The sequence below is a fragment of the Arthrobacter sp. GW460-12-1-14-TSB2 genome, assembly GCF_059423525.1.
Genome location: NZ_JBWKYC010000019.1, coordinates 68669 through 82006 on the forward strand (window position 1 = coordinate 68669; position 13338 = coordinate 82006).

General features: G+C 61.6%; 8 protein-coding genes and 3 pseudogenes. 7 read left to right on the forward strand and 4 right to left on the reverse strand.

Translation table 11 applies throughout. From position 1 onward, the window contains the following. The first annotated feature begins 26 nt into the window (after positions 1-26). The 3 genes from AC07YR_RS19135 to AC07YR_RS19145 all read left to right on the forward strand — a co-directional run bounded on the left by AC07YR_RS19135 (position 27) and on the right by AC07YR_RS19145 (position 4205). A complete protein-coding gene (locus tag AC07YR_RS19135; protein WP_494734900.1) occupies positions 27-1838 on the forward strand; it encodes an L-lactate permease in 1812 nt (603 codons plus the stop codon). Between the two features lie 84 nt (positions 1839-1922). Then, positions 1923-3293, forward strand: a complete 1371-nt coding sequence (locus AC07YR_RS19140; RefSeq protein ID WP_494734901.1) for an FAD-binding oxidoreductase — start codon at positions 1923-1925, stop codon at positions 3291-3293. Between the two features lie 129 nt (positions 3294-3422). Then, entirely contained in the window at positions 3423-4205 is a 783-nt protein-coding gene (locus AC07YR_RS19145) for a FadR/GntR family transcriptional regulator (protein ID WP_494734902.1), read from the forward strand. A gap of 127 nt (positions 4206-4332) precedes the next feature. On the opposite strand, the pseudogene AC07YR_RS19150 reads toward AC07YR_RS19145, so the two are convergent. The 3 genes and pseudogenes from AC07YR_RS19150 to AC07YR_RS19160 form a co-directional block, all read right to left on the reverse strand. Continuing rightward, positions 4333-5101, reverse strand: a pseudogene (locus AC07YR_RS19150) (heterodisulfide reductase-related iron-sulfur binding cluster); the annotation flags it as partial. A 164-nt stretch (positions 5102-5265) separates the two neighbouring features. Further along, the gene (locus tag AC07YR_RS19155; protein ID WP_494734903.1) at positions 5266-6024 is read right to left on the reverse strand and encodes an SDR family NAD(P)-dependent oxidoreductase; all 759 of its coding nucleotides are present in this window, start codon (positions 6022-6024) and stop codon (positions 5266-5268) included. Further along, complete coding sequence (locus tag AC07YR_RS19160) at positions 6021-7424, reverse strand: DUF6421 family protein (protein WP_494734904.1); 1404 nt, start codon at positions 7422-7424, stop codon at positions 6021-6023. Before AC07YR_RS19160 ends, AC07YR_RS19155 begins: the two co-directional genes overlap by 4 nt. A gap of 498 nt (positions 7425-7922) precedes the next feature. Between AC07YR_RS19160 and AC07YR_RS19165 the strand changes: the two genes are divergently transcribed. Both AC07YR_RS19165 and AC07YR_RS19170 read left to right on the forward strand, forming a co-directional pair. Beyond that, positions 7923-9503, forward strand: a complete 1581-nt coding sequence (locus AC07YR_RS19165) for an amino acid permease (RefSeq protein ID WP_494734905.1) — start codon at positions 7923-7925, stop codon at positions 9501-9503. Positions 9504-9632: 129 nt separating this feature from the next. Then, positions 9633-10664: pseudogene (locus AC07YR_RS19170) on the forward strand (ABC transporter ATP-binding protein); the annotation flags it as partial. 234 nt (positions 10665-10898) lie between these two features. Here AC07YR_RS19170 and AC07YR_RS19175 read toward each other — a convergent pair. Beyond that, positions 10899-11423 (reverse strand): annotated as a pseudogene (locus tag AC07YR_RS19175) (DDE-type integrase/transposase/recombinase); the annotation flags it as partial. Between the two features lie 189 nt (positions 11424-11612). Between AC07YR_RS19175 and AC07YR_RS19180 the strand changes: the two are divergent. Continuing rightward, complete coding sequence (locus AC07YR_RS19180) at positions 11613-12197, forward strand: helix-turn-helix domain-containing protein (protein WP_494734906.1); 585 nt, start codon at positions 11613-11615, stop codon at positions 12195-12197. Between the two features lie 20 nt (positions 12198-12217). Next, complete coding sequence (locus AC07YR_RS19185) at positions 12218-13333, forward strand: ABC transporter substrate-binding protein (RefSeq protein ID WP_494734907.1); 1116 nt, start codon at positions 12218-12220, stop codon at positions 13331-13333. Positions 13334-13338 lie beyond the last annotated feature (5 nt).

Genomic DNA, 13338 nt, shown 5'->3' on the forward strand with positions numbered 1-13338 from the left:
CCCCGTGAATTGACGCGTTCAGTCCTATGCGCCACGTATTCCCCTCCTTCCTCGCTCCAAATACAAAGGAGTCTTTTGTGAGCACTTACCAGCAAGTCGTGGATCCCCTCTGGGGTTCGCTTGGTCTATCCGCCTTGTGTGCGGCGTTGCCGTTGATTCTTCTGTTTGTCTTGTTGGGTGTCTTCCGTGTAAAAGCGGCAAAAGCTGCCCTGACAAGTTTGCTGCTATCGATTGTCTTGGCCACCCTGGTTTGGCAGATGCCCTTGGATCAGGCTCTTAGCGCCACTGCCGCCGGCGCCTTTTACGGCCTGTTTCCAATTCTGTGGATCCTGGTGAACGCCCTGTGGGTCTACAAGCTCACCGTGGCCACTCCGTGGTTCGATGCCCTTGGCAGAACCATCAGGTCGATTTCCAATGACCTGCGGATCCTCTCCATCCTGATCGCGTTCTGCTTCGGTGCGCTATTGGAGTCCCTGGCCGGATTCGGCGCACCGGTGGCGATCACCGCGGCGATGCTGATGGCCGCGGGCATGAAGCCGCTCAAGTCCGCCGTTGTCTCGCTCCTTGCCAACACTGCCCCGGTGGCCTTCGGTGCCATGGCTGCTCCCATCATCGCCCTGAATGGCGTCACCGGCCTGCCCTTGCACGACCTGTCCTCGATGGCGGGACGGCAGACACCCTTCATCGCCCTCATCGTGCCGCTGCTGCTCGTCTTCATCGTGGACGGCAAGCGCGGCCTGAAGCAGACCTGGCCAGTGGCGCTGGTGGCCGGCGCAGTATTCGGCACCGTCCAGTTCATCACGTCCAACTACTTTGCCGTCGAACTGACTGACGTTGTGGCCGCTGTCGCCACCGTGGCCGCAGTGCTGCTGATGCTTCGTTTCTGGCAGCCCCGGGAGATCATCGAGATGTCCGGGCAAGGCAGCGATTCAGGTGAGCCTGGAGAAGAGTTGTCATCCGGCCCGGCACAGTCCCGTCAGGCCTCGGCTCGCCGCTACGGCTCAGAGCGGGAGCCGGCCTCCGCCTCCGTTACTGAGGCCGTTTCCGCAGCAGCGACCACGCGAGTCATGACGCCGGCCAACGTACAGCGGCCCGCAGCACGGGAAATTTGGATGGCCGTGGCGCCATATCTGATTATCATGGCTATCTTTTCCGTCGCCCAGATTCCTCTGGTGAAGAACTGGCTGAGCGTGGTGGGAAGCGTGAGCTTTGCATGGCCGGGCCTGGACGTTGTCGATGCAGACGGGAAGCATGTTGCCGCGCAGAAGTTCAAGTTCGACCACCTTAAGGCCACCGGTACGCTTTTGCTGATCTCTGGCATCATCACCATGGTCCTGTACCGCATCCCGGCAATCAGTGGACTCCGAATTTACTGGGAAACCCTCAAACAATTGCGCTGGACAATTATCACCGTGACGGCCGTCCTTGCCCTGTCCTTCGTCATGAACCTGTCCGGACAGACAACGTCCCTCGGTCTGGCACTGGCCTCGGCCGGAGGCTTCTTTGCTGTGCTCTCCCCGGTGATCGGCTGGATCGGAGTCGCGCTCACCGGCTCCGACACCTCCTCCAACTCCCTGTTCGGCCAGCTCCAGGTTGCCGCAGCCGAACAAACAGGCCTGCCTCCGGTACTCATGGCGGCAGCAAACTCCTCCGCCGGCGTGATGGGCAAGATGCTGTCCCTGCAAAACCTGGCAGTAGCCTCGGCTGCCGTAGGCCTTGAAGGAGCCGAAAGCACCCTGTTCCGGAAGCTTCTGGGCTGGAGCCTTGCGCTCCTGGCCGTAATGATCGTCCTGGTCCTGCTGCAATCAACTCCGGTGCTGGGCTGGATGGTTCCCTAAACCTCGCATCATCAAAAACGAACGTCGCACTGGGATTCGGTTTCGTCCTATCCCTAGACCCAAGAAACAAAGAGGTTCCTTTCCATGAGCACAACAACAGCACTCACAGCGTCCTCGGCTCTCCTGAACGCCAGCGCACACTCGTCGACTGATCTGGACGAACGTGTCCGGGTCAGCACGGACCGATCCGGCTACATCCCGCCCAGCCTTCCGGACGGCGTCGTGTACGCCACCAGCACGGAGGAAGTGGTTACCACCATGAAACTCGCGGCGGCGCACAACGTTCCGGTGGTTCCCCGCGGTGCCGGGACAGGACTGGCGGCGGGAGCTTCAGCCCATGCGGGCGAAGTGGTCCTTGACCTGGCCCGGATGAACAAGATCCTCCACATCGACCCGGTGGAGCAGCTGGCGGTGGTGGAACCTGGCGTCCTCAACGCCGAAGTGAATGCCGCAGCAGGGGCTCACGGCCTTTTCTATGCACCGGATCCCGCGAGTACGGCAATTTGTTCCATCGGCGGGAATATCGCCACCAACGCCGGCGGAATGTGGTGCGCAAAATACGGCGTTACCCGGGAATCCGTCCTGGCCCTCCAAGTTGTCCTGCCCGACGGCCGGGTGCTGCGCACGGGAAGGAACACCATTAAGGGCGTTACCGGGTATGACCTGAACGCCCTGATGATCGGTTCTGAAGGAACGCTTGGCGTCGTTGTGGAAGCCACCCTGCGCCTCCGGCCCCGGCCCATCCAAACCGCTACCGTCGCCGCCTATTTCCCGGATGTCGACGCCGCCGCACTGGCTGCATCTGCCATCATCGCAGCCCGGCTGCAGCCCTCGGTGCTGGAACTCATGGATGGCCCCACACTGGAAGCTGTGGACGCAGCGCACGGCACCGATCATCGCTCAAAGGGCGGCGCATTCCTGCTGGCACAAACCGACGGATACGGGGCGTTCCTGGAACAAGATGTCCTCCTCCAAGCCATCGAGCCTTTCGCCAGCCACGTTGAGAAGGCTGTTGACGCCGCAGCCGCGGATGCGCTGGTAGCCACACGAAGGGAAGCGATCCCGTCGCTGGAACAACTTGGCCGGGTCTCGATCTGTGACATTGGTGTTCCGAGGAATCGGCTGGCAGATGTCTTCGCGGGGCTGGAAGACATCTCCCGCAAGACCGGGGTGCGAATCTTCAATGTGGCCCACGCGGCCGACGGCAACCTTCACCCGATGATCGTCGTCGAACCCGACGAATCCATCACCGAAGGACCCGCCAAGAAGGCCCTCGGCGACATGTTCTACCTTGCCCAGCGCCTTGGCGGCACACTCACGGGTGAACACGGCGTCGGCCTGCTCAAGCGAGACTGGCTTGAAGACGAGCTGGGCACTGTTTCGCTGGAACTTCAGCAGTCGATCCGTAATGTGTTCGATCCGCAAGGACTTCTGAACCCGGGCAAAGCCATATAAACGGCCTACACAGTCCTAGCTAAGGGAAGGGATGACGTCCCCCTCACAGGTCCCGTTATCCCTTCCCTTGTCTGAGCTCTCGAAACGGCCGTAGCTGATTCTGATTCCTTGGTGATGGAAGATTGAAGCATGACTGATCTGCCGACCTCCTCACCGAAACGGACATACGATGCACTCCTGCAGGATGTTGAGGAAGGGTTGCGATCCGGACGGTTCAAAACCGGGGACCAGCTTCCTGGGGAGCGCATCCTGGCGGAAAAATACGGTATATCCCGAGCATCCGTGCGAGAGGCGATGCGCATCCTGGATGTTGTGGGTGTCATTCGCAGCCCCACCGGGGCAGGCCCCAAATCCGGTGCAGTCTTCGTCTCTGAACCTTCGGCAGGGCTGTCCTCCACACTTCGCCTCCACATCGCCAGCAGCCGGCTAGCCGTCAAAGACATCGTCGAAACGCGGATTCTCCTCGAAACATGGGCAGCCGAGGCGGCTGTCCAATATGACAATCCACAGGGAATCCAGCGAGCCAAAGAGCTTCTTATGGCCATGGATGCTCCCGACATCGATTACGAAACATTCCATAATTTGGACGCACAGTTCCATCTGGCTCTCAGCGCGTTAGCCGGCAATACGGTCATCGACACGGTCATGGACTCCCTCAGCGGCTCCGTCCGTGGCTACCTCAAGGGTGCCCTAGTTTCTCTCGGACAATGGCCGGTCGTCCTCGCGGAGCTTAGGGCTCATCACCACGCAATCTTTGCTGCCGTTGAAGACAAGAACGGGGGCCTTGCAGCTGACCTGCTCCGGAAGCATATCGGGTGGCTGTACGACCAGACGACAAAAACACACTCCCTGGCGCCCAATCCCGATGGGCATGGACGGACGAACATTCCGGCAAGACCGGCCCAGGCCTAATCGGTTACAAGACTGGACCGCAGGGCGTCATGCCCCTCGCCGCCCACGGCAGGCGACCGCGGAAGAAACTCCACTCGAACTTAGGCATCGGCCGCCCGGGAGCACGGCGAAGAGCGCCTCGTCGCTGTCACCGCGTCACTTCCTCCAGCAGTTCCGGCACGTGCCGGTAGTCGGCGCCCGTTGCCCTGGTCATCCCCAATTCGCAGGTGCGGTTGCATGATGCGTGCGCTGACGCACTCATTTGCTCAACCTCTTTGCCCTGCTTCTCGGTGGCGGACGCCGTGAGCTCGGGGTGGAGCATGCCGCGGTCCCCGGCGAAGGCGCAGCAGCCCCAGTTCACCGGAACATCCACTTTGTTCGCCACCGCCTTGCCCACTGCGTCCAGGAACCGTTGATCCCCAGGCGCGTTGAGGAGCAGGTGGGGTGCAGCGCCAGCGAAGCGAGCTTCGCGTGGTCCGGAAGCTTGGGCAGGATGTGCTCGGCGGCGAAGTCCACGGCATCCACGATCCGCAGCGGACGTTGGCCCACCAGGGGGACATCTGATTCCACGGCCTGCCGAAGCCCCTCCGTGCAGGAGGACGCGTCGCAGATGATGGCGAGTTCCCCATCGCGGGTGACTTCCCGCAGCGCAACCAGGGTTTTCTCCTGCATTGTCGCTTGGCCGGCAACCATGCCTTTGGAGGACCATGGTGTTCCGCAGCAGAGGCCGTCGATGCCCTTCGGCACGAGCAGCGTGATTCCAGCACGCTCGCAGAGCTGCTCGAAGCTGTACTGGACGCCGCGGCCGGGTGCCTCGCCGTCGCGCCCGGCCGGCCCGAACATCGTCCCCACGCAGCGGGGAAGTAGACGGCGTCCGGCGCCCTGTCCGGCGTCGGACGTTTCCTTATGGAACCGCCTTCGCCGTATGCGGTGACGTGGCCTTCGTTGGCTGCCTGAACTGCTTCGACGATTTCGGCATGAGCCCCGGCGTAGTTATCCGAGGCGAAGCCCCGGTATGCCGGGTCGTGCAGGCGCCCCGCCAGTACCTATGGGACGCCTGCGTTTGTATCAACGCTGACGCTCATACCGGTGCGTCCACGAGGTGGCCGGCGGTGAGGGGCAAGCGCCGCCCGTTGAGCTGTTCTGCCTCCAGGTGGAAGATCCGCTGTACCGCGTCGGCAAGAACACTGACATCGGTGAAGCCCGGAAATTTCCGTTCCGGCTGGGCTGCGCGCATCCGGTCATCGACCAGAGCCTTGACGACGAAGACCAGGGCGGCTGAGTGCTGAGCGGAGTGGGGGCTTCCATTTCCTCCCTGCAGGTGCCGGAATCCGTCGGCCACGGCCAGGGTCCATGCCTCGGCGGCTGACTTGACGGCGGCATAGGCGGCGCCGCCCGCTGTCGGCGAGGAGGCTGACTGTGCGGAAACGACGGCCAGGCGACCCGCAGGGGAGGCAGCCAAATCGTCGTAAAAAGCGCGGCTGGTGTTCCTCAGTGTGGTGAGGACGCTGGTGTGCAGGAAGTCCCAGTCGGCATCCGTCTGGTCTGTAATTCCGGTACCGCCCCGCCACCCTCCCACAAGATGGATCAGGCCGTCCACGGGACCCAGATCGTTCCGGACAGACGCCGCCATGTCCTCAACGGCCTGCAGGTCCGCGAGGTTGCAGACATAACCGGTGACGTTGTTGTACGCGGCCGCGAGCTCCTGCACGCGGTCCTCAAGGATGTCCACGGCGGCTACGCGTGCCCCTGCTTGCGAGAGGGTGCGGACTACTGCGACGCCGGCTGCGCTTGTCGAACCGGCGACGACGACCGTGCGCCCCGAGAGGTCCTGGCTCATGCGCCGGCCTCGCCCTCAGTCTTGACAGGGCTCTTACCGGTGATTCCTGCAGTTGAGTCAATAACGGGGCGCATCTTCTTCTCCAGTGCTTCGTAGAACATCGACAGGGGGAATTCGTCATCAAGGATCTGGTCCGTCAGGTCCCGGGGCGGGCTGTCAAGCCGAAGGGCCTCCGGTCCCTTGGCCCACACGGAGGCCGGGTGGGGGGTGAGGGTTTCCGAGACGAGCTCGTAGGCAGCCAGCCAGTGTGCGGTCTTCGGCCTGTCGATTGAACGCCAGTAGAGTTCCTCAATGCGGAGACCCAGCTCGACGACCACGCCGGCGACGTCCGTCCAGTCGATGCTCAACTTTCCATCGGTCCAATGCAGGACCCGGTGCTGGTGCATCCACGCGAACAGCAGTTGGCCGCCCACGGCGTCGTAGTTACGGACCCTGTTCCCTGTAATCGCGAAGCGGAAAATGCGGTCGAAGATCACGGCGTACTGGACCAGCTTGGCGTGCTTGCGGGCGTCCTCGGAAGCTGTTTCGTCCCGCTCGATGAGGACGGACTCGCGGAAGGCGGTCAGATCGCAGCGGAGCTCCTCCAGGGAGTACAGGAAATACGGCATCCGCTGCTTGATCATGAACGGGTCAAAGGGCAGGTCGCCGCGCATGTGGGTCCGGTCATGGATCAGATCCCACATCACGACGGTCTTCTCCGTGAGGTGCTGGTCGTCGATAAATTCCGCGGCGTCAGCCGGCAGGTCCAGGCAAGTGATGTCGGCAGCAGCTTTGAGGACGCGACGGAACCGGGCAGCTTCGCGGTCCGCGAAGATACCTCCCCACGTGAAGGAAGGGGTGCTCCGGACCGCTACGCTCTCGGGGAAGAGAACTGCGGAGTTCGTGTCGTAGCCGGGCGTGAAATCGATGAAGCTGATGGGGACGAACAGCTTGTTGGAGTAGTTTGTTGCCTCCAGGTCAGCCACGAATGAAGGCCAAATGACCTCGATGAGGACGGCCTCGAAGTAGCGGTTCGTGCTGCCGTTCTGCGTGTACATGGGAAACAGAACCAGGTGCGGCAGCCCGTCGATGCGCCACTGCTCGGGGTGAAAGGCTACCAAGGAGTCGAGGAAATCCGGTACGACGAAGCCCTCGGACGCCCACCGCTGGAAGTCCTGCACGAGCAGTTCAAGGTAGTCCGTGTCGTGGGGGAGGTGGTGGCGCAGATCGCTGATTGAGTCCGTAATGATGCCGACATTCTGGCGGGCCTGGTCATGGTCAGCGGGTTCTGGAACGGAACCGTCCTGCACTTGAAACTGCTGCAGCCCGACGACGGCTGCCTTCAGAGCCTGCCATGCGGGGAGCGCCCTGAGGTCTTCTGCCCGGATGGTTGTCACTTCAGGGTTTGCGATTACAGACATGCTCGTTCCTTCCGTTGAGGGGATTCCTGAAGAAGCTAGCAGTGCGTAAGCATCCGTGAATGGTTATTCCACCATGCATAAGAAATACTTTTGCTCGGGCGCTGCTCTTCAGTGCAATGCCTGCGTCTGACCTGTGGGTCGGTGTTTTTAAGACATCCCGGAAACGGCGCATCACGGCGAATGAGCAGCGGTATCGGGACGGGTCGAGAGGTTCGGCTCCTGCCGGTTGTGCCATCACTGGCGTGGGCTGCTCGCCGACTTTCGACGCGTCATACCAGATCATCAGGGCTGCTTAGCCACCAGACGGCATCAGGTCAGTAACTCTTACGCTCAGATTGGATTGCCGCCGCCTATGCGTAAGGACCTGACCCGTCGGACGTGCAACATTCGCCCCGCCAAATGCCGCTTCCTTTGCCTGTGTTAGCTTGATCACCATCCTTCCCGGCCCGAGGGCTTCGGAAGGCCCAAATTCACCGCAGCTACCTTTTCGGAGGCACCATGGGACTTGGCTCCCACACGCAAATAAGAGATCGGGCTTTTGATTTCGAAGAAGAAATCAAGCCCGATGGAACACAGGGGTCCTCCCTTGCGATAGCGGCAGATCGCCCAACCGGCGGATCCACCAACGAACTCAAGCGCGGCCTCAACCACCGCCACCTGCAGATGATCGCCATCGGCGGTGCGATCGGTACCGGGCTGTTTGTGGCCTCGGGCAGCACCATTTCCCAGGCGGGTCCCGGCGGTGCGTTGGCCGGCTACGCGCTGGTCGGGCTGATGGTATTCCTGTTGATGCAGTCACTGGGCGAGATGTCGGCCAAAATACCGGTCGCTGGTTCGTTCCAGTCCTTTGCCACCCGTTTCGTCTCCCCGTCCTTTGGGTTCGCGATCGGCTGGAACTATTGGTTCAACTGGGCCATCACGGTGGCCGCAGAGCTGGTCGCGGCCGGAATCATCATGGACTTCTGGTTCCCGGGGGTCCCGGGATGGGTGTGGGCCGGGATCTTCCTGCTGGTGCTGACCGGGCTCAATGCCCTCTCGGCCAAGGCCTTTGGTGAGTCGGAGTTCTGGCTCTCACTGATCAAGGTCAGTGCAGTGGTGCTGTTCCTGATCGCCGGCGTGCTGATGATTTTCGGCATCCTCGGGGATAACTCTCCGGGACTGAGCAACTGGGAAAACCGCGATGACGTGTTCCACGGGGGCTGGGTCTCGATCATCTCGGTCTTCATGGTTGCCGGGTTCTCCTTCCAGGGCACCGAGCTCGTAGGAGTCGCCGCCGGCGAAGCGAAGGACCCGCGCCGCGAGGTGCCGAAGGCTATCCGCACTGTCTTCTGGCGCATCATGCTTTTCTACATTGGCGCCATCTTTATCATCGGCTGCCTCATCCCGTTCACCGATCCGAGCCTGCTGGCCTCCGGTGAGTCCGATATTGCGTCATCGCCCTTTACGCTGGTCTTCTCTCGCGCAGGCATCGCCTTCGCGGCGGCCTTGATGAACGCCGTGATCCTGACCGCCATCCTGTCCGCCGGCAACTCCGGACTGTATGCCTCCACCCGGATGCTTTACGCCATGGCTCATGACGGCATGGCCCCGAAGATCTTCGGCCGGACCAATGCACGGGGTGTGCCGATCGCGGCGTTGCTCGCGACGGCGGCCGTGGGACTCTTCGGGTTCCTCTCCGCGATCGTCGGGCAGGGTGCGGCCTACTCCTGGCTGCTGAACATGTCGGGCCTGTGCGGCTTCATCGTCTGGGCCGGCATCGCGGTCTCCCACTACCGTTTCAGGCGCGGCTTCCTGGCCCAGGGAAACAAAGTCAGCGACCTGCCGTACAAAGCATCCCTGTTCCCGATTGGCCCGCTGCTGGCCTTCGCCCTGCTCATTCTGGTCATCGCGGGACAGAACTACGAGGCTGTGCTTGCCGGACGGTCCGTGGAGGTGCTTTCCTCCTACATCGGGTTGCCAGTCTTCATCGTTCTATGGCTGGGTCACCGCTACATCACCAAGTCCAAAGTAGTGCCGCTGCTCGAGATGGATCTCACGGCACCTAAGGACGTCGAGGACGAATTTAGGGGGGCCACCTAGTAACTAGGCCAGAAGAGGGATGCCGGGTTAGAACACCACCCGGCTTCGCTCCTTCGCCAGATCAGTAAACGTTGTTTTCTGACCTACGTCTGGCAACCCTCAGGCCATGGTCACCCGCGACATCCGGTTCCCGTCTTCGTTGAAGTGACCCTCGAAACCACCGTCACCATGCCGATGGGCTCCGAGATCGGCCCCACAGTCACCGCCCTCGAGCCGCTCGACGTCGACGCCATTGTCCTGAACTGTGCCACCGGGCCGAACTCGCGGCAGTTCACCATGCCGTTGGCGCGGCTGGGGTCCATGGCCAAGCTGCTGTAGTCCGGGGTGGCGTCCGCGGAGCGGGTGTTCTCGCTGCTGGATGAGGACGAGCAGTCGCCGGACGCTGTCGGTGGCGTGGTTTCTGTTGACGGTGCCAGGCGGGGGCGGATGGTGTTTGAGAACGTGTCCTTCTCGTATTCGCCGGACAAGCCGCTGATCTCGTCTTTGTCTCTTGTGGCGGAGCCGGGGGCAGACGGTGGTGATCGTGGGGCCGACCGGGGCTGGGAAGACGACGCTGGTGAACCTGATGATGCGGTTCTACGAGCTGGACGCGGGGCGGGTAACGCTCGACGGCGTGGACGTCACCTCGGTGCCCCGGCGTGAGCTGCGCTCGCGGCTGGGGATGGTGCTGCAGGATGCTGGCTGTTCGGCGGGACCATCCGGGACAACATCGCGTATTGCCGGCCTTCGGCCACCGAAGCCGAGATTTTGGAGGCTGCGCTGGCGACGTATGTGGACCGATTCGTGCGGTCACTGCCGGAGGGATACGACACCGTTTTGGAGGATGAGGGTTCCAACGTGTCTGCGGGGGAGAAGCAGCTGCTGACGATTGCACGGGCGTTCCTGGCGCGGCCTTCTGTTTTGATTCTGGACGAGGCGACGGCTTCGGTGGATACCCGGACCGAGGTGTTGGTGCAGAAGGCCATGAGCGCGCTGCGGTCCGACCGGACGAGCTTCGTGATTGCGCACCGGCTGTCCACCATCCGCGACGCCGACCTCATCCTGGTGATGGAGGCCGGGCAGATCGTGGAGCAGGGGACGCACGCTTCGTTGCTGGCGGCCGGCGGGGCTTATGCGCGGCTGTATGAGGCGCAGTTCGCGGCTCCGGTGGCGGAGGTTTGAGAGGCGTGAGACCACTTCCGCGTCGACCCGTTGTACTTCCGAATCCGATTATCACCCTTCGTCGTCATCGAACTAATAGATAGGCAAGTTCCAGCCCGAATGCGCCGGAAAACTCAACTTCTGCGCGGCCCCCCGTCGACGACGTCCTCGGCCGTGACCACCAGAATGAATCCACCGGCATTCTCATCTGCGGCACCAAAAACAGGACTGCCGGCCTTTGTTGACTCAGGGGTCTTAGTCCGCTGTGAGCGCGGTCCGGTTGATTGTTCATATTCGATGGGCGTGGGTTTCCCCTGTCGTCTGTGCCGTCGCCGGCGGTGGTAGGTCCGTTCGATCCAGATCGTGATGGCCAGCCGGAGTTCAGGCGGAGTGGTCCTTGGCTGGAGGTCCAGGACGTTCTTCTGCAGCAGCAAGAAGAAGGATTCCATCGCGGCGTCGTCCGCAAAGGCGCCGATCCTACCCATGGATTCTGCGAGTTCGTGGCGGCTGAGTGATTCGACGAAGCGGCGGGACCGGAACCGAGAACCACGACCTGAGTGGACTGCGGTCCCTGCCGGCGGCGTGCCCGGACCGCGTTCTCCAGCTCCGCCACGGCCAGCGAGCACTTCATCCGTGAGTCCATCGAAAATCCGACGATCCTTCCGGAATAGACGTCCTTCACCGCACAGAGGTAGAGCTTCCCGCTGCTTTGGGGTGTTCAGTGATGTCTCTTAGCCACAGCTCGTTTGGAGTAGCGGCCGTGAAATCCCGCTCGACCACTGTTCACGGTCTCTGAGTGGCCACGAGGCGTACCATGCTCGCCCCAAAAAACCCTCAGCCCGGACTGGCCTCATTGCTCGCGACGCGTTTAACACGGATGCAACAAACCGGACATCAAACGAGTAAATTGCCAATATACATTGAGTTAAGCAGCAGTAAACACTATGTTTACTGCAGGAGGTTGGATACATGGAAATGACAGATGCTGCTTTGCTTGGACGCCGCGTGCGTGAGTTTCGGAAAATGCGGGGCTTGTCCATGCGGGAACTTGCGCGGCTTGCCGGTGTCAGTGCCGGGTTCATCAGCCAGATTGAAAACGGCCAGGCAAATGCAAGCCTGCAGACGGTGCGAGCCCTCGCCGATACATTCGGTATCCAGTGGATGGAACTCTTCGAAGCCAAGCCAGTGCACGGGCGCGTGCTCAAGAAAGCCGACCGTCCAAAGCTCGCCTCCAGCTCGGCAGTGAGGCACTTCGGTATCACGCAGCCGCCTATTCGTGACGTGGAAGTTCTGGTCTCGGAATATGAGCCGGGGGAGACCGTCGGGGATCCGAACTACACCCACGGCGACTCCCACGAAATCGTCGTCATTCTTCGCGGTTCGTTCCGGTTCAGGCTCCAGGACGAGGAGTTCGACCTCGAACAGGGAGACAGCGTCGACTACCGCACTTCCACACCCCACATGCTCACCAACACCGGCGAGACCGTCGGCGAAGCTCTCTGGGTTGTCACGCCTCCATCCGGCCCATCTGAAGCCGGAAGCTTCAACACTTAACTCGAAACCAAGGAGAAGTTGTGCAGAGAATTCCAGGTCTTCCCACACCGAAACGATTGGCGGCCGGTGCCGCTTCCCTGGCATTACTGCTGGGCGCGCTTGTAGGTTGCGGCACTGCTTCCGCGGACGGCACCGAGAAGATACGCTTCGGCCTGCCGACCATCATGGGGGCCAACAACTCACCGTTGGCGGTCGCTAAACACATGGGGTACTTCAAAGACGAGGGACTCGACGTAGAGATCGTCAACACCACAGATTCGGCCTCCATCATTCAAGGAGTAACATCAGGTTCCCTCGAAATCGGCAGCACCCCGCCCGAGCCCCTCATGCAGGCAAAACTCAAGGGCGGACCTGCCAGTGACATCGTGCTGATGTACAACTACATCCGGAAGCAGACCGGCTCCATCGCCGTCCTGGCGGGCAGTGACAAGAAGACGCTCGGAGACTTCAAGGGCTCGGTGATCGGACAGTCAAGCCTAGGCGCCAGCAACCTGCTGCTATCGAACGGCATCCTCAGCAGCGCGGGGCTCAAACCGGAGACCGACTTCAAGAACCTGGCGGTGGGAACAGGGGCCGCGGCACTGCAGGCCCTCAAATCCGGTAGCGTCGACGCCCTCTCCCTGTGGGACACGGAGTACGCAGCTTTCGAAGCCAGCGGAAACGAACTGAAGTACTTCACCATCCCCGATGTCGAAACGCTGTTCTCCACCACCTATTTCTCCACACCGAAGTTTGTTGAGACAAACGAGAAGGCCGCTGCCGGGTTTGGCCGGGCGATGGCCAAGGCCACGCTGTTCACCGCGACAAATCCCGAAGCCGCGCTCAGGATCCTCTATAAGGACTACCCGCAAACCGTGACTGCCGGAAAGACCGTGGATGATCAGCTCAAATCGGACCTGGTCAGCGTCCAGCGCCGGGTCAAGCTCCTGACCGCTGACGATCCGAGAGTGCACAAGTCCTGGGGCAAGTACGAACCCGCAGCCGTGAAGGCCTGGACCGACTTCGCCTTGTCTGCAGGCATCATCGCCTCGCCGCTAAACCCTGAGGACCTTTACTCCAACACGCTCGTGGACAAATACAACGACTTCGATTCGGCAAATATTGTCGCCGACGCGACGAACTGGAAGGGCGAGTAAGCATC